Source organism: Achromobacter sp. CF-sbj1-Ac2-l (assembly GCF_052698165.1).
Genome location: NZ_CP199855.1, coordinates 1,365,112 through 1,383,018 on the forward strand (window position 1 = coordinate 1,365,112; position 17,907 = coordinate 1,383,018).

The following is a 17,907-nucleotide window of genomic DNA, read 5'->3' on the forward strand; positions in this document are numbered from 1 at the left end:
TACTTTCTATTTGGGAGCCTGGGCGTCTAGCGCAAGCGCATGAATCGGATAGGGGATCAAATCTTGCAAATGATGATACACCAGCCGATGTCGCGCCACGGGGTTCAGTCCTGCAAAACAGGGCGCCACGATGTGCACGCGATAATGGCCGGCGCCGTTTTTACTGCCTTCGTGACCGGCATGCAAATGCGATTCGTCCTGGATCTCGAGGGAAACCGGTTCCAGGATGGCCAGGCGCTCCCGGATCAGGGTGATGCGGTCGGTGGTCTCTGACATGGGGTCGATCGTAAAGTTCCGGCGCGCCGGGGGCGCGCCGTGTGGGGAAAGATGCCTCGGCGCCGCGGCGTCAGGCCTTGGGCGGAGTGGAGTCGTCAGCCTGGATATGCTTGCCCAGCCAGAGGGACTGGCCGATGACGAAGACGATCATCAGGCCCATCAGGCCGAAGGCCTTGAAGCTGACCCACTGGGATTCGGTGAAATGCCCCGAAAACGCCACGTAGAGATTGATGGCGCCGGCGAACAGGAAAAAACCAGCCCAGATCAGATTGAGCTTGTCCCAGGCAGCGTCTGGAAGCTGGATCTGTTTTTCCATGAGGCGGCGGATCAGGTTGCGGCCGAACAGCAGGCGGGCGAACACCAGCGCGCCACCGAACAGCCAGTACAGCACCGTCGGCTTCCATTTGATGAAGACGTCGCTGTGCAGCCAGATGGTGGCGCCGCCGAACACCAGGATCACGGTCAGGTTGATCCAGTGCATGGCTTCGGTCGGCCGGCCGGTGACCTTGAGCCAGACGATCTGCAGCACCGCCGCCGCCATGGCCACGCCGGTCGCCACGAAGATATCCGTGAAGCGGTAGGCCAGGAAGAAAAGAAACAGCGGAAAGAGGTCGAACAGGAACTTCTTCATTCTTCTATGGGTTCGAACGTCATCGACAGGGAATTGATGCAGTAGCGCAGGCCGGTGGGCTCGGGGCCGTCGGGGAAGACGTGGCCCAGGTGCGAATCGCAGACGTTGCACAGCACCTCGGTGCGCACCATGCCATGCGAGGTGTCGCGCTCCTCGCGCACCAGTTCCGGGTCGAGCGCCTGGAAATAGCTGGGCCAGCCACAGCCGGCGTCGAACTTGGTGTCCGACGCGAACAGCGCCGTGCCACAGCCCACGCAGCGGTAGATGCCCGGGGTGAAGGTATTCCAGTAGCGCCCGGTGAACGCGCGTTCGGTACCCTTTTGGCGGGTGACGACGTATTCTTCCGGGGACAACTGGGCCCGCCATTCGGCGTCGGTTTTGCGTACTTTGTCCATATCAGCTCTTGGAGTCCCGATGCCCGAAATGGTTCGGGCATAATCCCGCCCCATGTTAATCGAGTTTGACCAGGCGATTGTATCGACGCCCCAGGCGGAAGTGTTGCGCGGGGTGAGCGTGGCGCTGGGCGGACGCCGGGTCGGCATCGTCGGCCCCAACGGCGCCGGCAAGAGCACGCTGGCGCGGCTGGTCAACGGGCTGGTGCTGCCGACCTCCGGCAGCGTGCGCGTCGGCGGCCTGGACACCCGGCATGAACTGAAGGCGGTGCGCCGCCAGGTGGGTTTCGTGTTCCAGAACCCCGAGAACCAGATCGTTTTTCCGATCGTGCGCGAGGACCTGGCGTTCGGCCTGAAGCACCTTGAGCCCGACCGCGCGCAACGCGAGGCCCGCATCGAGGCCGCGCTGGGCGCCCTGGGCGTGGCGCACCTGGCGGATCGCACCAGCCACACGCTGTCCGGCGGCGAGCGCCAGTTGGTGGCGCTGGCGGCGGTGCTGGTGATGCGGCCCGGGCTGGTGGTGTTCGACGAACCCACCACCCAGCTCGACCTGCGCAACCGCAATCGGGTGCGCGACGCCATCGCCGCCATGCCGCAGGACGCGATCGTGGTCAGCCACGACCTGGCGCTGCTGGAAGATTTCGAGCGGGTGCTGGTGATCCAGGATGGCACCATCGCCGCCGACGACGAGCCGGCCGCCGCGCTGCGCTGGTACCGGAATCACTGCGCGTGATCGAACCCCTATATATTCCCGGCGACTCGCCACTGCACCGGCTGCCCGCCGGCCTGAAGCTGCTGGCGCTGGCCGCGGCCGGCGCCGGATTGTTCCTGGTGCGCGATCCCGCCCTCCTGGCGGGCGCCTGCGCGGTCGCCGGCCTGCTGCTGTGGTGCGCCGGCGCCACGCCCGGCGGCGTCTGGCGCCAGGTGCGCGGCCTGGTCTGGGTGTTGCTGGCCGTCGGCGCCTTCACGGCCTGGTTCCAGGGCTGGCGCGAGGCGTTGACGGTGCTCTTGCGCATCGCGGCGATGGTCGGCCTGGCACTGGCGGTGACGCTGTCGACCCGCAGTTCGGACCTGATCGCCGTGTGTGAACGGGTGCTGATGCCGTTGCAGCGCGTCGGCCTGCTGGACGCCGGCAAGGTGTCGCTGGCGTTGGCGCTGGCGTTGCGCTTCGTGCCGGAGATCTGGCGCAATTTCCACGAGATCCGCGAGGCCCAGGCGGCGCGCGGACTGGGTGCCAACCCGGTGGCGCTGATCGTGCCGCTGGTGGTGCTGACGTTGAAGCGCGCGCAGGAAGTGGCCGAGGCCATCGACGCCCGCAGCGTGTGACTGTCCAACCTCATCCCTGATTCCCTGTCCCACTAGATAGAAAGGGCATTGCCATGAAATCCAATAACACCGTGCTGGTGGCGCTGTTCGCCGCGCTGATCGTGGTGCTGAGCCTGATTCCGCCGATCCCGCTGCCGGGCATTCCGGTGCCGATCACGCTGCAGACACTGGGCGCGATGCTGGCCGGCGCCATGCTGGGGCCCGGGCGCGGCGCGCTCGCCTGCCTGCTGTATCTGGCGTTGGCGGCCATCGGCCTGCCGGTGCTGCCGGGCGGGCGCGGCGGCCTGGGCGCGTTCTTCGGGCCGACCGGCGGCTTCCTGGTGGGGCTGGTGGCGGGCGCGTTCGTGACCGGCTGGCTTGCGCGTCGCCTGACGGGCAGGGCGGCGGGATTCGGCGGCCAACTGGCCGGCTGCGCCATCGCCTGCGTCCTCGGCGGCATCGTGGTGGTCTATGCGTTCGGCGTGCCATGGCTGGCGACGGTCACCAAGATGGGGCTGGCCAAGGCCGCGGTGGCGGTGGCGGTATTCGTGCCGGGCGACCTGATCAAGGCCGCGCTGGCGGCGTGGGTGGCGACGCGGGTCGAACGGGTGTGGCCGATGCGCGGCCGCTGAACGTCGCGCCGGCGGGCCCTGTCCAAGGGAATCCCCCAACTGACGCCCGCGAGCCTTTCAAGTACAAGTTCGCCATTAACGAATGCGTTTGCTGAATTGTGGTTTCTGTAGCACGTCAGGGATTTACCGTAGTTGCGCGAAGTCATCTGATACTGTTTTAACCCTATAATATTTTTTTCTGTATAACTTTAACTAGGCTCGCTTCCGCCTCGTCCGGGGCAAAAAAAGAGCCACCACAGGAGACAAAACATGCGCAAGCACTTCGGCTTGTCCGCGGCCGCCGCCGCCGTTGCCCTGACCCTGCCGCTGCTGGCCAGCGCCCAGGTCAAGGTGGGTGTGACGGTGTCCAGCACCGGCCCCGCCGCATCGCTGGGCATCCCCGAGCGCAACACGGTCGCGCTGCTGCCCAAGGAAGTGGCGGGCCAGAAGATCGAGTGGATCGTCCTGGACGACGCCACCGACACGACCCAAGCCGTCAAGAACTCGCGCAAGCTGGCGTCCGACGACAAGGTCGACGTGCTGATCGGCACGTCGGTCACGCCGGGCTCGCTGGCCATGGTGGACGTGGCCGCCGAAGCCAAGGTGCCGATGATCAGCGTGGCCGCCAGCGCCAAGATCGTCGAACCCGTGGACGACAAGCGCCGCTGGGTCTTCAAGACCCCGCAGAACGACGCCCTGATGGCCGGCGCGCTGGCCGACGCCATGTCCAAGTCCAAGGTCAAGACGCTGGGCTTCATCGGCTTTGCCGACGCCTATGGCGACGGCTGGCTGGACGTGATGCAGAAGGCCGCCAAGGCCAAGGGCATCGAGATCGTCTCCATCGAAAAATACAGCCGCACCGACACCAGCGTCACGGGCCAGGTGCTCAAGCTGATCGGCGCCAAGCCCGACGCCATCCTGATCGCCGGCGCCGGCACCCCGTCCGCGCTGCCGCAAAAGGAACTGAAGGCCCGCAACTACGGCGGCACCATCTACCAGACCCACGGCGCCGCCAACAACGACGTGCTGCGCGTCTGCGGCAAGGACTGCGACGGCATGTACCTGCCCGCCGGCCCGCTGCTGGTCGCGGCCCAACTGCCCGACAGCAACCCGGTCAAGAAGTCGGCCCTGGCCTACGTCGAGACCTACGAGAAGGCAAACGGCGCCGGCTCGACCAACACCTTTGGCGGCCACATGTGGGATGCCGGCCAATTGGTGGTGGCGGCCTTGCCCGCGGCCCTGAAGACGGGCGCCAAGCCGGGCACCCCGGAATTCCGCGCCGCCATGCGCGACGCCCTGGAAAACGTCAAGGACCTGGCCGCCTCGCAAGGCGTGTTCAACATGTCGCCGACGGACCACGCCGGCTTCGACGAGCGTTCGCGCGTCATCGTCAAGGTCGAAGGCGGCAAGTGGGTCTACCAGCCCGGCCTGTAATCTCCCTGGATTGCCCGATCCAAGGGCGCCCCTTGCGGGCGCCCCATGCTTCGCACCGGCCTCTCCGGCCGGTGTGTCGTATCAGTGTTCCGGGCGGGGTCGGAACACCAAGAATCAATAAGGTTGTTAGATGGATTCCTCAATTGCGCTGATTCTGCTGCAAGACGGTATCGTCAACGGCGCCATCTATGCCCTGCTGGGCATGGCGCTGGTGCTGGTGTTCGCCGTTACGCGCGTCATTTTCATTCCCCAGGGCGAGTTCGTGGCGTTCGGCGCCCTGACGCTCGCGATGCTGGTGGACGGCAAGGTGCCCGGCACCGCCTATCTCCTGCCGCTGCTGGGCGTGGTGTGCCTGGCGCTCGAGCTGCTGCGCGCGCTGCGGACCCGCAGCGCGGCTGGCCTGCCCAAGGCCGTGTTGACCTGTCTCGTCGTGCCGCTCGCGTTGCTGTGGCTGACGACCACTTATACCGCCGCAGGCAATTCGCTGTGGCTCAACATGCTGCTGACGCTGCTGCTGGTGATCCCGATGGGCCCGATGGTCTATCGCATCGTCTACCAGCCGCTGGCCGAGGCCACCGTGCTGGTGCTGCTGATCGTGTCGGTGGCGGTGCACTTCGCGCTGACCGGCCTGGCCCTGGTGTTCTTCGGCGCCGAAGGCTGGCGCACGCCCGCGTTCGTGAGCGGCCAGGTCGACCTGGGCTTCACCACCTGGTCGGCGCAGAGCCTGTTCGTGGTCGCGACCTGCGCGCTGCTGATCATCGCGCTGTGGCTGTTCTTCGGCAAGACGCTGTACGGCCGCGCGCTGCGCGCCACCGCCGTCAACCGCCGCGGCGCGCGCCTGGTGGGCATCAGCACCACCATGTCGGGCAGCCTGACCTTCACGCTGGCCACCGCCATCGGCGCCATGTCCGGCATGCTGATCGCGCCCATCACCACGGTCTACTACGACACGGGCTTCCTGATCGGCCTGAAGGGCTTTGTCGGCGCCATCATCGGCGGTTTGGCCAGCTACCCCGTGGCGGCCGCCGGCTCGCTGCTGGTGGGCGTGCTGGAATCGTTCTCGTCCTTCTGGGCCAGCGCCTACAAGGAAGTGATCGTCTTCACCTTGATTATCCCGGTTCTGGTCTGGCGTTCGTTCAGCACCCATCACGTGGACGAAGAGGAGTAAACGCCATGAACCGCATTCTGCTTGTCGTCTTCATCGTCGTCCTGGCGGGGCTGCCGCTCTTGCCGGTCACGCCCGAGTTCTGGGTGACGCAACTGAACTACATCGGGCTGGCCAGCCTGGTGGTGCTGGGGCTGGTGCTGCTGACCGGCGTCGGCGGCCTGACCTCTTTCGGCCAGGCCGCGTTCGTCGGCCTGGGCGCGTACACCACCGCCTATCTGACCACGCAATATGATGTGTCGCCCTGGCTGGCGCTGCCCGCCGGCCTGATCCTGACCGCCGTGGTGGCGTACCTGCTGGGCGCGATCACGCTGCGCCTGTCGGGCCACTACCTGCCGCTGGGCACCATCGCCTGGGGCCTGTCGCTGTACTTCCTGTTCGGCAACCTGGACTGGCTGGGCAAGCATGACGGCATCGCCGGCATCGAGCCCATCAGCATCTTCGGCATGTCGCTGGCCAGCGGCCGCCACATCTACTACCTGATCTGGGTGTTCGTGCTGCTGGCGTTGTGGGCGACCCGCAACCTGCTGAACTCGCGTCCGGGCCGCGCCATCCGCGCGCTCAAGAGCGGCGCCGGCATGGCCGAGTCGATGGGCGTGAACACGGCCGCCTACAAGGTCGTGATCTTCGTCTGGGCCGCGCTGCTGGCCTGCGTCTCGGGCTGGCTCTACGCGCACATGCAGCGCGCCGTCAGCCCCAGCCCGTTCGGCATCAACTACGGCATCGAGTACCTGTTCATGGCCGTGGTCGGCGGCGCCGGCTACGTCTGGGGCGCGCTGCTCGGCTCTAGCGTCATCCTGGTGCTGAAGGACCAGCTGCAGAACCTGCTGCCCAAGCTGCTGGACACCAACGCCAACTTCGAGATGATCGTCTTCGGCGTGCTGCTGATCCTGATGCTGCAATACGCCCGCAACGGCCTCTGGCCGATCCTGGCGGGCTGGTGGGGCAGCCTCACCGGCGCCGATGGCTCGCGCCGCAATCTGGCCCCGCCCAAGCCGGCGCCGGCGCTGCCGCTGCGCGCGCGGCCGCAAGCCGGGCAGGTGGTGCTGGAAGTGGATGCCATCCGCAAGGAATTCGGCGGCCTGGTCGCCGTCAACGACATCAGCTTCAAGGTCCGCTCCGGCGAGATCATGGGCCTGATCGGCCCCAACGGCGCCGGCAAGAGCACCACCTTCAACCTGATCAGCGGCGTGCTGCCGGTGACGCGCGGCCAGGTCACCTTCATGGGCGAGCGCATCGACAGCCGTTCGGCGCGCGAGATCGCCAAGCTGGGCGTGGGCCGCACCTTCCAGCACGTGCAGTTGCTGCCGGGCATGACGGTGCTGGAAAACGTCGCGCTAGGCGCGCACCTGCGCTCCGACGTGGGCGTGTGGGCGGGCGCCCTGCACACCGACCGCGCACGCGAGGCGCAACTGCTGCACGAGGCCGCCGAGCAGATCAAGCGCGTCGGCCTGGGCGAATACCTGTACGAACAAGCGGGCAACCTGGCGCTGGGCCAGCAACGCATCCTGGAAATCGCGCGAGCCCTGGCCAGCGATCCGGTGCTGCTGTTGCTGGACGAGCCGGCCGCCGGCCTGCGCTACAAGGAAAAGCAGGACCTGGCGCGCGTGCTGGAACAGCTGCGCGCCGAGGGCATGAGCATTCTGCTGGTGGAACACGACATGGATTTTGTGATGCGCCTGACCAACCACCTGGTGGTGATGGATTTCGGCACCAAGCTGGCCGAAGGCGTGCCGGCCGAGGTGCAACAGAACCCGGCGGTGCTGGAAGCTTACCTGGGCGGCATCGACGACGACCTGCCCGAAGCCGACCAGGCCAAGCCGGTGTCCGCGGGAGGCGTGCAATGACGACGTCCAAACCCGTTCTTGAAGTCAGCAACCTGTCGGCCCGCTATGGCAAGGTCGGCGCGCTGGCCGGCGCCACGCTGACGGTTCCGGCCGGCAGCATCGTCACGGTGATCGGCGCCAACGGCGCCGGCAAGTCGACCATGCTGAACGCCATGATGGGATCGCTGCCGCAGACCGGCCACGCGGCCGGCTCCGTGCAGTACGCGGGCACCGATGTGTCGAGCTGGCCGGTCGAGCGCCGCGTCGCCGCCGGCATGTCGCTGGTGCCCGAGCGGCGCGAGCTGTTCGGCAGCATGTCGGTCGAAGACAACCTGCTGCTGGGCGGTTTCCGCCGCTACCGCGCCCGCGAAAGCGGCTGGCGCGACACGCTCAACGAAGTCTTCGACCTGTTCCCGCGCCTGCGCGAACGCCGCGCCCAGCAGGCCGGCACGCTCTCGGGCGGCGAACGCCAGATGCTGGCGGTCGGCCGCGCGCTGATGGCCAAGCCGGCGCTGCTGATGCTGGACGAACCCAGCCTGGGCCTGGCGCCGCGCATCGTGCGCGAGATCTTCCACATCATCGCGCGCCTGCGCGAGACCGGCGTGGCGATCCTGCTGGTGGAACAGAACGCGCGCGCGGCGCTGCAGGTGGCCGACTACGGCTACGTGCTCGAGACCGGCGAAGTCATCCTGCATGGTCCGGCGCGCGAGCTGGCCGGCGATCCCAAGGTGATCGAGAGCTATCTCGGCCTGGGCAAGGGCGCGGAGCAGGCCGAGGCCTGATCTCCGCCGCGAGGCGGACGTGTCAGTCCGCCTCGCGCTTGAACACCTCGACCACCCGGAAGCGCTCGCACACCAGCAGCATGTCTGGCGCGTAGCCGCCATTGCGGTCGAAATAGGCGATGTGTCCGGTGCGCCAGACGTCGTAGGGGCCTTCACCCTCGGCCACGGCGAAGGCTTCGTCCACTTCGTCGAAGCGCTGGATCACGATGCTGATCGTCTCGATGGCGCAGGCTGGACGGCGGCGGCCATCCAGCACCACGTCGCGCCGGCCCGGCTCGGGCACCGGTTCCTTCTCGTCGAAGTCGCGCAGCGCGCCGCAGGTCGCGGTCTTGGCGCCCGACAACACCAATGCCAGCAATTCATCGGCCAGCTCGGGCGAATCGCCGAATTGGAAGGTCACGGCGTTCTCGTAAGGGGCGGGCGGTTTCATGCCGGCAGCGTCCAATGCAGAATCAATTCCTGGCCCATCGCGGGGTCGGAGGTGGAGGGAGCGCCGGTTTCGATGCGTCCTGCCAGGCGGCGCAGGAAGCCGGGCGCGTCGTCGGCGCGCACGCTGAAGTCGTACCAGCCGCCGTTGGCGGCCAGGTTCCAGGCCAGGGTGGCGCCGACGCCGGGCGCCAATGCCGGCTCGTGGTGGCCGGCGTAGCCGTAGGCGTTGGCTTCGACCTGGAAGCCGCGCGGCAATGCGCCCGGGTTGTGTAGTTTCAGGCGCAGCGTCGGCCCGGAGGCATCGCAGATGGCCTCGACCGACAGCGGCTCGGCGTCCGCGTGCAGCCGGCCCGCGACATGACGATGAAAGCCATTGGGGCCAAGCAGCCAAAGATCGTAGCGGCCGTCGTTGCCCGTCACCGGCCAGTTGGCTTCCAGATGCTTGCCGGCCTCGAGGGTATAGCGGCGCGGGCCGTCCTCCAGGCGCAGGCGGTCGTACACATGCAGCACGGCGCCGGCGGCGCCGCTGTTGTCCATGCGCAGCGCGATGCTGTCCTTGCCCGCGCTGGCCTGCACCGACAGCGCATAGGGCAGCGCGCGCGACGGCCGGGTGCCGGCCGCCTGCCGCGCCAGGGCGGGCCGTGCGGGCGCGGGCGGGGTGACGGTGCCCGGCAGCGCGGCGGCCTGGGCCGCGCGCGTGGCGGTGGCCGGCAGGCCACGGGTCAGGTCGGCCTCGTCGGGCGTGGCGAAATCGAAGATCGACGTCAGATCGCCGCAGACGGCGCGGCGCCACGGCGAGATGTTGGGTTCGGCGACCCCGAAGCGGCGCTCGACGAAGCGCAGCACCGAGGTGTGGTCGAACACTTCCGAGTTGACCCAGCCGCCCTTGGTCCAGGGCGACAGCACGTACATCGGCACGCGCGGCCCCAGGCCGTAGACGCCGTGCAGGTGGGCGGCCGTATCGTCCTTTTCGGCGCCGGTGACGATCTCGTGGTATTCGCCGGCGGTGTCCACGGTGGACGCGCCCGCCAGCCGGCCGTCAGGGCCGCGCGAGGGAGGCGCCGGCGGCGGCATGTGGTCGAAAAAGCCGTCGTTCTCGTCGAACATCAGCAACAGGACGGTCTTGCTCCAGACCTCGGGATTGGCGGTCAGCGCGTCCAGCACCCTTGCCGTGTAGTCCGCGCCCTGCGCAGGGCTGGAAGGGCTGGGATGCTCGGAGCCGGCTTTGGTGGCGCAGATCCACGACACCTGCGGCAGCGTGCCATCCCGCACGTCCTGGCGCAGTTGGTCCAGGCTGCGCGTGGTCAACGCCTTGTCCTTGAGCGCGGCCAGCGAGCCCGGCACGCCGTGGTAGGCGTCGCGGTAGGCCTTGAAGCCCGCGGTCGGATTGAGCGAGTAGTTGTCCGCCATGTCCTGGTAGATGCGCCAGCGGATGCCGGCGCGTTCCAGCCGCTCGGGATAGGTGGTCCAGGTGTAGGCGCCGGCGGGGTCGCCGCCGCCCAGCTTGTTGTAGGTGTTGCCCAGCGCCGGGCCGTGGCCGCGGCCCAGGCCGTCGTTGGTGCCGGTCCAGACGAACAGGCGGTTGGTGTTGGTGCCGCCGGTGAACGAACAGTGATAGGCGTCGCACACGGTGAAGGCGCGCGCCATGGCGTACTGGAACGGCATGTCCGCCTCGGTGTAGTACGCCATCGAATGGTTCTTTTTGGCGGCCGGCCACTGGCCCATGCGGCCGGCGTCCCAGGCGTCCTGGGCGTTGGACCAGGTGTGCGGGGTGCTGGCCACGCGCATGGCCTCGTAGTCCGCGCCGGTGTCGAGCCGGAATGGCAGTACGCTGCGCGGCGCGCCCTCGTCGGGGCGGCCGTTGTACTGCGCCCAGACCGTGCGGCGTTCGAAGTCGGGGCTGGCGGGCACCGGGATCGGAAAGCGGTCGCCGAAGCCGCGCACCCCGGCGAGGCCACCGAAGTAGTGGTCGAACGACCGGTTCTCCTGCATGAAGATGACGATGTGTTCGACGTCTTCAATCGTGCCCTTGCGGCGGTTGGCGGGAATCGCCAATGCGCGGCGGATGGAGGCGGGCAGCAGCGCCAGGGCGCTGCCGGCGCCGGCGATCGCGGCGCCGCCGCGCAGGAACTCGCGTCGGGATTGCATGCTGGGTGTCCTTGCAGGGTATCCTTGTCACGCGGCGCCGCCCCGGTCGGGACGGCGCATTCCATGGCGCCGCGGGGCGCTTACTGCTTGCGGGTGCTTTCGGCGTAGTCCATGTACAGCTTGTGGGCGCGGCGCGCCAGCGGACCGTATTCCAGCTTGCGGTCTTCGACGCGGTTCACGTGCACCACCTTGCCGTAGTTGCCGGACGAGAAAACTTCATCGGCGACCTCGATGTCGGCGCGCGTCAGGCTGCGTTCCTGCACCTCGACGCCGTCGGCCTTGAGCAACGCCAGCACGCGGCGGCGCGTGATGCCGTTCAGGAAGGTGCCGTTGTCCACCGGGGTCGAGACCACGCCGTCCTTGGCGATCCACAGGTTGCTGGAGGCGAACTCGGCGACATTGCCGGCGCCGTCCAGCATGATGGCGTTGTCGAAGCCCTTGTCCATCGCCTCGCGGATGGCGCGCTGGCCGTTGGGGTACAGGCACGAGGCCTTGGCGTCGGTCGGCGCCATGTTGGGCCAGGAACGCGCGAAGCTGGAGAAGCAGGCGGCAAAGCCCTGGTCGCCCGGCATCGGCACCTTGAACACGTGCAGCACGAACTGGGTCTTGTCGGCGTCGGGCAGCAGGAAGCCGTCGGCGCAGAAGAACATCGGCTTGATGTAGAGCTCGCTGCCCTCGGGGAACTTGGCCACCGCCTGCAGGCACAGCGCCTGGATTTCCTGCCAGGTGATCTGCGGCTTCATCAGCATCTTTTCGGCCGAGCGCACCACGCGCTGGCAATGCAGGTCCAGGTCGGGCGTCAGGCCGCGGAACGCGCGCGCGCCATCGAAGACCATGCTGGCCATCCAGAAGGCGTGGTCGGCGGGGCCGAGCAGTTTGGGGTTTTCAGGGGTCCAGTGACCGTTGTGCCAGAACAAGGCATCCATGATGGGTTTCCTTCGCGGGTATCGGGTGGCGCGACAATGGCGCCGAAACGTCAGGATACATGAGGCGCGGACCGCTTACTCCTTGTCCAGCGCCGCCTGCACCCGTTCGGCCGCATCGGCCGGCATCCATTGCCGCCAGACCGGTCCGTACTGCTTGAGGAAGTAGCGCGCGGCCTCCTCGGGTTCCTTGCCTTCGTTCTCGAGCCAACCGAGCGTGGCGTCGATGGCGTCGCTGGGAATGGTGAGCTTGGCCAGGAACGCGGCAAGCTGCGGCGCGTCCTTGGCAAAAGCGCTGTTCACGCCCGTCACCACGGGGTTCGGCTTGAACTCGGTGGCCACCGGCTTGGCGCACTTGGGATCGGTCAGGCAGGTATAGGCGGTCTGGTCGAAGGCCGGCAGTTCCAGCTTGACCAAGTCTAGCGCGCCGACCAGCGCGGTGGGCGTCCAGTAATAGAAGACGATGTCGCGCTTGCGCTTGTAGGCCGACAGGATGGCGGCCTTCTGCGCGGCGCCGGAACCGGGCGCGAAAAGGCTGTAGTCGCGGTCCAGGCCGAGCGCGCGCAACAGGTTGTCGTTCAGCGTGCCGCAGGCCCAGCCGGCGGGGCAGCCGTAGATGCGGCCGCGGCCCGGGTCTTCCGGATCGGCGAAGACCTGCTTGAAGCGCGCCAGGTCCGCCGCCGACTTCAAGTCGGGATGGCGCTGCACGGTGTAACGCGGCACGTACCAGCCTTCGCCGGCGTCGTAGACATGCCCCAGGCCCTGCACGCGGCCGCTGGCCAGCGCCTTCTTCCAGGCCACCTCGATCTGCCCTGGCCACACCTCCGGCGTGACGTCGACGTCGCCGCGCTGCAGGGCGGCCAGCATCGGCAGCGTCTCGCCGATCTCGACGCTGGTCTTGCAGCCGTAGCCGTGTTCCATCACGTAGCGCTCGATGCCGGCCAGCACCAGGTTGGATTCCCAGTTCAGGCCGCTGAAACGGACCGGGCGGTCGACCTCGCAGACCGGCTTGGCGGCGTGGACCGCGGCGGGCGCCAGCAGGGCGGCGGACAGCGCCAGGGCGCCGGCGAGCAAAGGCTTCATGCGCATGATGGAGCACCTTTCTGATTACGTGCCGGTCATTGTAAAGGTCCCATGCAATCGGGGCCGCGTTCAGCGGCCCCGAGGGTCAGGCAGGCGATGCGGCTGGCGGCCGCGCGGATCAGGCGCGCGCGGCGCGCCGCTTCTCGATCAGCGCGCCGATCTCGCCGACGATGCCGCGACGGAAGGCCAGCACGCAGATCACGAAGATCAGGCCGATCACGATGGTGACCGACTCGCCCAGGCGCAGGAACCAGTCGACGCCGGTCAGGCTGGCCATCATCTGGCCGAAGTCGCCCACTTTGTTCTCCAGCAGCACCACGATGAACGCGCCGAGAATCGGTCCGGTCAGCGTGCCGAGCCCGCCGATCAGCGTCATCAGGATCACCAGGCCCGACATCTGCCAGGTCGCGTCGGACAGCGTGGCCGACACGAACACCAGCGTCTTGGTGGCGCCCGCCAGGCCGGCGATGGCGGCCGACAGCACGAAGGCCAGCAGCTTGAAGCGATCGACGTCGTAGCCCAGCGAGACCGCGCGCGGCTCGTTCTCGCGCAGCGCCTGCAGCACCTGGCCGAACGGCGAATGCACCGTGCGCCAGATGATGAAGTAGCCGATGATGAACACGCCCATCACCAGGTAGTACAGGTTCAGGTCTTTCGACAGGTCGATGATGCCCAGCAGCGTGCCGCGCGGCACGCTCTGCAGGCCGTCTTCGCCGCCGGTGAACTTGGCCTGCAGGAAGAAGAAGAACACCATCTGCGCCAGCGCCAGCGTGATCATGGCGAAGTAGATGCCGCTGCGGCGGATCGCCAGCGCGCCCATCGCCAGGCCCAGCAGCGCGGCCACCGCGACGCCGAACAGCAGTCCGATCTCGGTCGGCACGCCCCACACCTTGAGCGCGTGGCCGGTGGCGTAGGCGGCGCTGCCCAGGAAGGCGGCGTGGCCGAACGACAGCAGGCCGGTGAAGCCCAGCAGCAGGTTGAAGGCGCAGGCGAACAGGGCGTAGCACATGATCTTCATGGCGAAGATCGGATACACCCCGACGAAGGGAAGAATGGCCACCACGACGGCCAGGACCGCATAGCCCAGGAATTGACGATTCATTTCTCTTTTCCGAACAGCCCGGCCGGGCGGAGCAACAGGACAATGGCCATGATGATGAAGACGACCGTGCTGGACGCTTCGGGCCAGAACACCTTGGTCAGGCCCTCGATCACGCCCAGGCCCAGGCCGGTGACGATGGCGCCCATGATGGACCCCATGCCGCCGATCACGACCACCGCGAACACCACGATGATGAGGTTGGACCCCATCAGCGGCGAGATCTGCAGCACCGGCGCCGCCAGCACGCCGGCAAAGCCCGCCAGCGCCACGCCGAAGCCGTAGGTCAGCGTGATCATGCGCGGCACGTTGACGCCGAAGGCTTCCACCAGTCGCGGGTTCTCGGTGCCGGCGCGCAGCAGGGCGCCGAGGCGGGTGCGCTCGATCACGAACCAGGTCGCCAGGCACACCACCACCGATGCCGCCACCACCCAGCCGCGGTAGTTCGGCAGCACCATGAAGCCCAGGTTGGTGGCGCCGCGCAGGGCGTCGGGCGTCGGATAGGGCTGGCCCGACACCCCGTAGAAGCTGCGGAACAGGCCCTCGATGAGCAGCGTCAAGCCGAAGGTCAGCAGCAGGCCGTACAGGTGGTCAAGCTTGTAGAGGTGCCTGAGCAACAGCTTTTCGATGATGATGCCGAACAACCCGACCACCAGCGGCGCCAGGATCAGCATGACCCAGTAATTCAACCCCAGGTACGACAGCCCCATCCAGGCCAGGAAGGCGCCCAGCATGTAAAGCGCGCCGTGCGCGAAGTTGATGACGTTCAGCAGTCCGAAGATAACCGCCAGGCCGAGCGACAGCATGGCGTAGAACGAACCGTTGACCAGTCCCAGCAGCAACTGGCCGAACAAGGCCTGTATGGGGATGCCGAAAATATCAGTCATCTTGTGAAAATCCTGCGCGTACGAAGGGAAGCGGGCAAATTCAGGATGCGACCCGGCCGCGCGGGCCGGGTCGCATCAAGGGATCGCATCGACGGGAATTACTTCTTGACCAGCTTGCAGGTCGACTCGGACAGCTTGGTGTAGACCTCGTCGCCGGGCAGCGTGGCCACGACCTTGTAGTAGTCCCACGGGCCCTTGGATTCGGCCGGCGTCTTCACCTGCATCAGGTACATGTCGTGGATCATGCGGCCGTCTTCGCGCACGTAGCCGCCCTGGGTGAAGAAGTCATTGATCTTGTTCGACTTCATCCACTTCATGAGCGTGTCGGCATCGTCGGTGCCGGTGGCCTTCACGCCGTTCAGGTAGAACGTGACCGACGAATAGTCGCCAGCCTGCAGCATCGACGGCTTGCGGCCCACCTTGGCTTCGAATTTCTTGGACCAGGCGCGCGAGGCGTCGGATTGATCCCAGTACCAGCCGTCGGTCAGGTACATGCCCTTGGTGGCTTCCAGGCCGAGCGAGTGGACGTCGTTGATGAACACCAGCAGGCCGGCCATTTTCATGGTCTTGGTGACGCCGAATTCATTGGCGGCCTTGATGGTGTTGATGGTGTCGCCACCGGCGTTGGCCATGCCCAGGATCTGCGCCTTGGAAGACTGCGCCTGCAGCAGGAACGACGAGAAGTCGGAGGCGCCCAGCGGCGCGCGCACCTGGCCCTTGATCTCGCCGCCGGCGGCCTTGACCACGGCCATGGTGTCGCGTTCGAGGGCGTGGCCGAAGGCGTAGTCGGCGGTCAGGAAGAACCAGCTCTTGCCGCCATCCTTCACCACCGCCGAACCGGTGCCGCGCGCCAGCGCCACGGTGTCGTAGGCGTAGTGCACGGTGTACGGCGAGCACTGGGCGTTGGTCAGGTCGGAAGCGCCCGCGCCAATGGCGATGAAGGGCTTCTTCTTTTCAGCCGCCACGGCCGCCATGGCCAGGCTGGTGGCCGAGTTGGTGCCGGCGATGATGACGTCGACCTTCTGCTGGTCGAACCATTCGCGCGCGCGGGCCGACGCCACGTCGGCCTTGTTCTGGTGATCGGCCGACAGCACTTCGATCTTCTTGCCGTTGACGTTGCCGCCGAAGTCCTCGATCGCCATGCGGACCGCTTCCAGGCCCGCCTTGCCGTCGATGTCGGAATACACGCCGGACATGTCGGTGATGAAGCCGATGCGGATGACATCGTCGGAGATGCCTTGTGCCTGGGCGGTCGCCCCGGCGAATCCCAGGCCCGCCATGGCCAGTGCAGCAGTGATGGTGTGCAGCTTCATGGGATGACTCCTCTTCCCTTTGGTATATGGGATGCCGGGAACCCGGCGGATGACAGGTTATTCAGACGCCCAACAATTCGTTGAGCGTGTCCTGTTTTTCTGAAAGTTCGGACGCTTCGAAATGCTCGACGATCTGGCCATGCTCCATGACGTAGAAGCGATCGGCCAGCGGCGCGGCGAAGCGGAAATTCTGTTCCACCATGACGATGGTGTAACCGCGCTGCTTGAGCGCGGTGATCATGCGGGCCAGCGCCTGCACGATGACGGGCGCCAGGCCTTCGGAGATCTCGTCCAGCAGCAGCAGGTTGGCGCCGGTGCGCAGGATGCGCGCCACCGCCAGCATCTGTTGTTCACCGCCCGACAGTCGCGTGCCGGGCGAATGCCGGCGTTCCTGCAGGTTGGGGAACATGTCGTAGATTTCGGCCAGCGACATGCCGCCGCCGAGCGAGCCGACCACGGGGGGCAGCAGCAGGTTCTCTTCGCACGACAGGCTGGCGAAGATGCCGCGTTCCTCGGGGCAGTAGCCCACGCCCAGGTGGGCGATCTTGTAGGTCGGCAGGTCGATGGCTTCGGTACCATGGATGCGCACCGAGCCCTTGCGCGAGCCGGTCAGGCCGAGGATGGCGCGCAGCGTGGTGGTGCGGCCGGCGCCGTTGCGGCCCAGCAGCGTGACGACCTCGCCTTGCCCCACGCGCATATCCACGCCATGCAGGATATGCGATTCCCCGTACCAGGCCTGCAGGCCCGAGATTTCCAGTGCCGGGGTGCTCATGCGTGCGCTCCTTGGAGTTCGCCGTCGGTGGTGCCCATGTAGGCCTGCATCACGGCGGGATGGCGGGACACTTCGGCGTAGGTGCCCTCGGCCAGCACGGCGCCGCGCGCGAGCACGGTGATGGTGTTGGCAATCGAGGACACGACGTTCATGTTGTGCTCCACCATCAGGATGGTGCGGCCGGCGCTGACGCGCTTGATCAGTTGCGTGACGCGGTCCACGTCCTCGTGGCCCATGCCTTGCGTGGGCTCGTCCAGCAGCATCAGCTCGGGTTCCATCGCCAGCGTGGTGGCGATCTCCAGCGCGCGCTTGCGGCCATATGGCAGGTTCACGGTGGTCTCGTTGGCGAAGGCGCCCAGGTCGACCTGTTCGAGCAGGGCGCGCGCCGGTTCGTCCAGGGCGGCCAGGCGTTTGGTGCTCTGCCAGAAGTGGAACGACAGCCCGGTCTTGCGCTGCAGGCCGATGCGCACGTTCTCCAGCACGGTCAGGTGCGGAAACACCGCCGAAATCTGGAACGAGCGGATCACGCCGCGCCGCGCGATCTGCGCCGGACGCTCACCAGTGATGTCGATGCCGTTGAACTTGATGGTTCCCGAAGTGGGAGAGAGAAACTTGGTCAGCAGGTTGAAGCATGTCGTCTTGCCCGCGCCGTTCGGCCCGATCAAGGCATGAATCTCGCCTCGCTTGATACGCAAATCGACCCCATTGACCGCGACGAAACCGCGGAATTCCTTGGTGAGGCCTTTTGTCTCCAGGATCGTGTCGTCCATGTCCGCTGCACCGGCGTTGTATTTATATGGACCCTGCCCGGCGTCATGCGCTGAGCCCCCG

19 protein-coding genes are annotated in these 17,907 nt (G+C 67.0%); 7 read left to right on the forward strand and 12 right to left on the reverse strand.

Going from position 1 to position 17,907, the window contains the following annotated elements:
* Positions 1-6: 6 nt before the first annotated feature.
* The 3 genes from ACUDCK_RS06215 to msrB form a co-directional block, all read right to left on the reverse strand.
* The gene (locus tag ACUDCK_RS06215; RefSeq protein WP_081273555.1) at positions 7-276 is read right to left on the reverse strand and encodes a BolA family protein; all 270 of its coding nucleotides are present in this window, start codon (positions 274-276) and stop codon (positions 7-9) included.
* A 70-nt stretch (positions 277-346) separates the two neighbouring features.
* The gene (locus tag ACUDCK_RS06220) at positions 347-907 is read right to left on the reverse strand and encodes a septation protein A (RefSeq protein WP_054501586.1); all 561 of its coding nucleotides are present in this window, start codon (positions 905-907) and stop codon (positions 347-349) included.
* Positions 904-1,302 (reverse strand): peptide-methionine (R)-S-oxide reductase MsrB, encoded by a 399-nt coding sequence (gene msrB, locus ACUDCK_RS06225; protein ID WP_054501585.1) that lies wholly within the window; start codon positions 1,300-1,302, stop codon positions 904-906. Before msrB ends, ACUDCK_RS06220 begins: the two co-directional genes overlap by 4 nt.
* Positions 1,303-1,354: 52 nt before the next feature.
* Between msrB and ACUDCK_RS06230 the strand changes: the two genes are divergently transcribed.
* From ACUDCK_RS06230 to ACUDCK_RS06260, 7 genes are all read left to right on the forward strand, one after another.
* On the forward strand, positions 1,355-2,032 hold the full coding sequence (locus ACUDCK_RS06230) for an energy-coupling factor ABC transporter ATP-binding protein (protein WP_054501584.1): 678 nt from the start codon (positions 1,355-1,357) through the stop codon (positions 2,030-2,032).
* On the forward strand, positions 2,029-2,625 hold the full coding sequence (locus ACUDCK_RS06235; protein ID WP_054501583.1) for an energy-coupling factor transporter transmembrane component T family protein: 597 nt from the start codon (positions 2,029-2,031) through the stop codon (positions 2,623-2,625). The genes ACUDCK_RS06230 and ACUDCK_RS06235 overlap by 4 nt, the downstream gene beginning before the upstream one ends.
* A gap of 53 nt (positions 2,626-2,678) precedes the next feature.
* A complete protein-coding gene (locus tag ACUDCK_RS06240) occupies positions 2,679-3,236 on the forward strand; it encodes a biotin transporter BioY (RefSeq protein ID WP_054501582.1) in 558 nt (185 codons plus the stop codon).
* Between the two features lie 249 nt (positions 3,237-3,485).
* Positions 3,486-4,649, forward strand: coding sequence for an ABC transporter substrate-binding protein (locus ACUDCK_RS06245; RefSeq protein WP_006389246.1), 1,164 nt, complete (start codon positions 3,486-3,488; stop codon positions 4,647-4,649).
* A gap of 130 nt (positions 4,650-4,779) precedes the next feature.
* Positions 4,780-5,817 carry a branched-chain amino acid ABC transporter permease gene (locus ACUDCK_RS06250; RefSeq protein WP_026382592.1) on the forward strand — a complete coding sequence of 346 codons (1,038 nt, stop codon included), beginning with the start codon at positions 4,780-4,782 and terminating at the stop codon, positions 5,815-5,817.
* Positions 5,818-5,822: 5 nt separating this feature from the next.
* The gene (locus ACUDCK_RS06255) at positions 5,823-7,661 is read left to right on the forward strand and encodes a branched-chain amino acid ABC transporter ATP-binding protein/permease (RefSeq protein ID WP_068981509.1); all 1,839 of its coding nucleotides are present in this window, start codon (positions 5,823-5,825) and stop codon (positions 7,659-7,661) included.
* Positions 7,658-8,422 (forward strand): ABC transporter ATP-binding protein, encoded by a 765-nt coding sequence (locus ACUDCK_RS06260; RefSeq protein WP_006389249.1) that lies wholly within the window; start codon positions 7,658-7,660, stop codon positions 8,420-8,422. The genes ACUDCK_RS06255 and ACUDCK_RS06260 overlap by 4 nt, the downstream gene beginning before the upstream one ends.
* 22 nt (positions 8,423-8,444) lie before the next feature.
* Here ACUDCK_RS06260 and ACUDCK_RS06265 read toward each other — a convergent pair whose 3' ends face one another.
* From ACUDCK_RS06265 to ACUDCK_RS06305, 9 genes are all read right to left on the reverse strand, one after another.
* The gene (locus ACUDCK_RS06265) at positions 8,445-8,822 is read right to left on the reverse strand and encodes an ASCH domain-containing protein (RefSeq protein ID WP_244976906.1); all 378 of its coding nucleotides are present in this window, start codon (positions 8,820-8,822) and stop codon (positions 8,445-8,447) included.
* Between the two features lie 26 nt (positions 8,823-8,848).
* On the reverse strand, positions 8,849-10,999 hold the full coding sequence (locus tag ACUDCK_RS06270) for a phosphocholine-specific phospholipase C (protein ID WP_175167576.1): 2,151 nt from the start codon (positions 10,997-10,999) through the stop codon (positions 8,849-8,851).
* An 80-nt stretch (positions 11,000-11,079) separates the two neighbouring features.
* Positions 11,080-11,925, reverse strand: coding sequence for a branched-chain amino acid aminotransferase (locus ACUDCK_RS06275; protein WP_175167577.1), 846 nt, complete (start codon positions 11,923-11,925; stop codon positions 11,080-11,082).
* 75 nt (positions 11,926-12,000) lie between these two features.
* A complete protein-coding gene (locus tag ACUDCK_RS06280; protein WP_064526719.1) occupies positions 12,001-13,011 on the reverse strand; it encodes an ABC transporter substrate-binding protein in 1,011 nt (336 codons plus the stop codon).
* A gap of 112 nt (positions 13,012-13,123) precedes the next feature.
* On the reverse strand, positions 13,124-14,107 hold the full coding sequence (locus ACUDCK_RS06285; RefSeq protein WP_049072110.1) for a branched-chain amino acid ABC transporter permease: 984 nt from the start codon (positions 14,105-14,107) through the stop codon (positions 13,124-13,126).
* The gene (locus tag ACUDCK_RS06290; protein WP_049072112.1) at positions 14,104-14,991 is read right to left on the reverse strand and encodes a branched-chain amino acid ABC transporter permease; all 888 of its coding nucleotides are present in this window, start codon (positions 14,989-14,991) and stop codon (positions 14,104-14,106) included. Before ACUDCK_RS06290 ends, ACUDCK_RS06285 begins: the two co-directional genes overlap by 4 nt.
* Before the next feature lie 98 nt (positions 14,992-15,089).
* Positions 15,090-16,304, reverse strand: a complete 1,215-nt coding sequence (locus ACUDCK_RS06295) for an ABC transporter substrate-binding protein (protein WP_006389257.1) — start codon at positions 16,302-16,304, stop codon at positions 15,090-15,092.
* A 61-nt stretch (positions 16,305-16,365) separates the two neighbouring features.
* Entirely contained in the window at positions 16,366-17,076 is a 711-nt protein-coding gene (locus ACUDCK_RS06300) for an ABC transporter ATP-binding protein (protein WP_054501577.1), read from the reverse strand.
* Positions 17,073-17,846, reverse strand: a complete 774-nt coding sequence (locus tag ACUDCK_RS06305; protein WP_054501576.1) for an ABC transporter ATP-binding protein — start codon at positions 17,844-17,846, stop codon at positions 17,073-17,075. The genes ACUDCK_RS06300 and ACUDCK_RS06305 overlap by 4 nt, the downstream gene beginning before the upstream one ends.
* Positions 17,847-17,907 lie beyond the last annotated feature (61 nt).

Excerpts from the sequence above, each read along its gene's own strand:
- ACUDCK_RS06215 (WP_081273555.1), bottom strand. The coding sequence starts at position 276 with ATGTCAGAGACCACCGACCGCATCACCCTGATCCGGGAGCGCCTGGCC.
- ACUDCK_RS06220 (WP_054501586.1), bottom strand. The coding sequence starts at position 907 with ATGAAGAAGTTCCTGTTCGACCTCTTTCCGCTGTTTCTTTTCTTCCTG.
- msrB (WP_054501585.1), bottom strand. The coding sequence starts at position 1,302 with ATGGACAAAGTACGCAAAACCGACGCCGAATGGCGGGCCCAGTTGTCC.
- ACUDCK_RS06230 (WP_054501584.1), top strand. The coding sequence starts at position 1,355 with ATGTTAATCGAGTTTGACCAGGCGATTGTATCGACGCCCCAGGCGGAA.
- ACUDCK_RS06240 (WP_054501582.1), top strand. The coding sequence starts at position 2,679 with ATGAAATCCAATAACACCGTGCTGGTGGCGCTGTTCGCCGCGCTGATC.
- ACUDCK_RS06245 (WP_006389246.1), top strand. The coding sequence starts at position 3,486 with ATGCGCAAGCACTTCGGCTTGTCCGCGGCCGCCGCCGCCGTTGCCCTG.
- ACUDCK_RS06250 (WP_026382592.1), top strand. The coding sequence starts at position 4,780 with ATGGATTCCTCAATTGCGCTGATTCTGCTGCAAGACGGTATCGTCAAC.
- ACUDCK_RS06255 (WP_068981509.1), top strand. The coding sequence starts at position 5,823 with ATGAACCGCATTCTGCTTGTCGTCTTCATCGTCGTCCTGGCGGGGCTG.
- ACUDCK_RS06260 (WP_006389249.1), top strand. The coding sequence starts at position 7,658 with ATGACGACGTCCAAACCCGTTCTTGAAGTCAGCAACCTGTCGGCCCGC.
- ACUDCK_RS06270 (WP_175167576.1), bottom strand. The coding sequence starts at position 10,999 with ATGCAATCCCGACGCGAGTTCCTGCGCGGCGGCGCCGCGATCGCCGGC.
- ACUDCK_RS06275 (WP_175167577.1), bottom strand. The coding sequence starts at position 11,925 with ATGGATGCCTTGTTCTGGCACAACGGTCACTGGACCCCTGAAAACCCC.
- ACUDCK_RS06280 (WP_064526719.1), bottom strand. The coding sequence starts at position 13,011 with ATGCGCATGAAGCCTTTGCTCGCCGGCGCCCTGGCGCTGTCCGCCGCC.
- ACUDCK_RS06285 (WP_049072110.1), bottom strand. The coding sequence starts at position 14,107 with ATGAATCGTCAATTCCTGGGCTATGCGGTCCTGGCCGTCGTGGTGGCC.
- ACUDCK_RS06290 (WP_049072112.1), bottom strand. The coding sequence starts at position 14,991 with ATGACTGATATTTTCGGCATCCCCATACAGGCCTTGTTCGGCCAGTTG.
- ACUDCK_RS06295 (WP_006389257.1), bottom strand. The coding sequence starts at position 16,304 with ATGAAGCTGCACACCATCACTGCTGCACTGGCCATGGCGGGCCTGGGA.
- ACUDCK_RS06300 (WP_054501577.1), bottom strand. The coding sequence starts at position 17,076 with ATGAGCACCCCGGCACTGGAAATCTCGGGCCTGCAGGCCTGGTACGGG.
- ACUDCK_RS06305 (WP_054501576.1), bottom strand. The coding sequence starts at position 17,846 with ATGGACGACACGATCCTGGAGACAAAAGGCCTCACCAAGGAATTCCGC.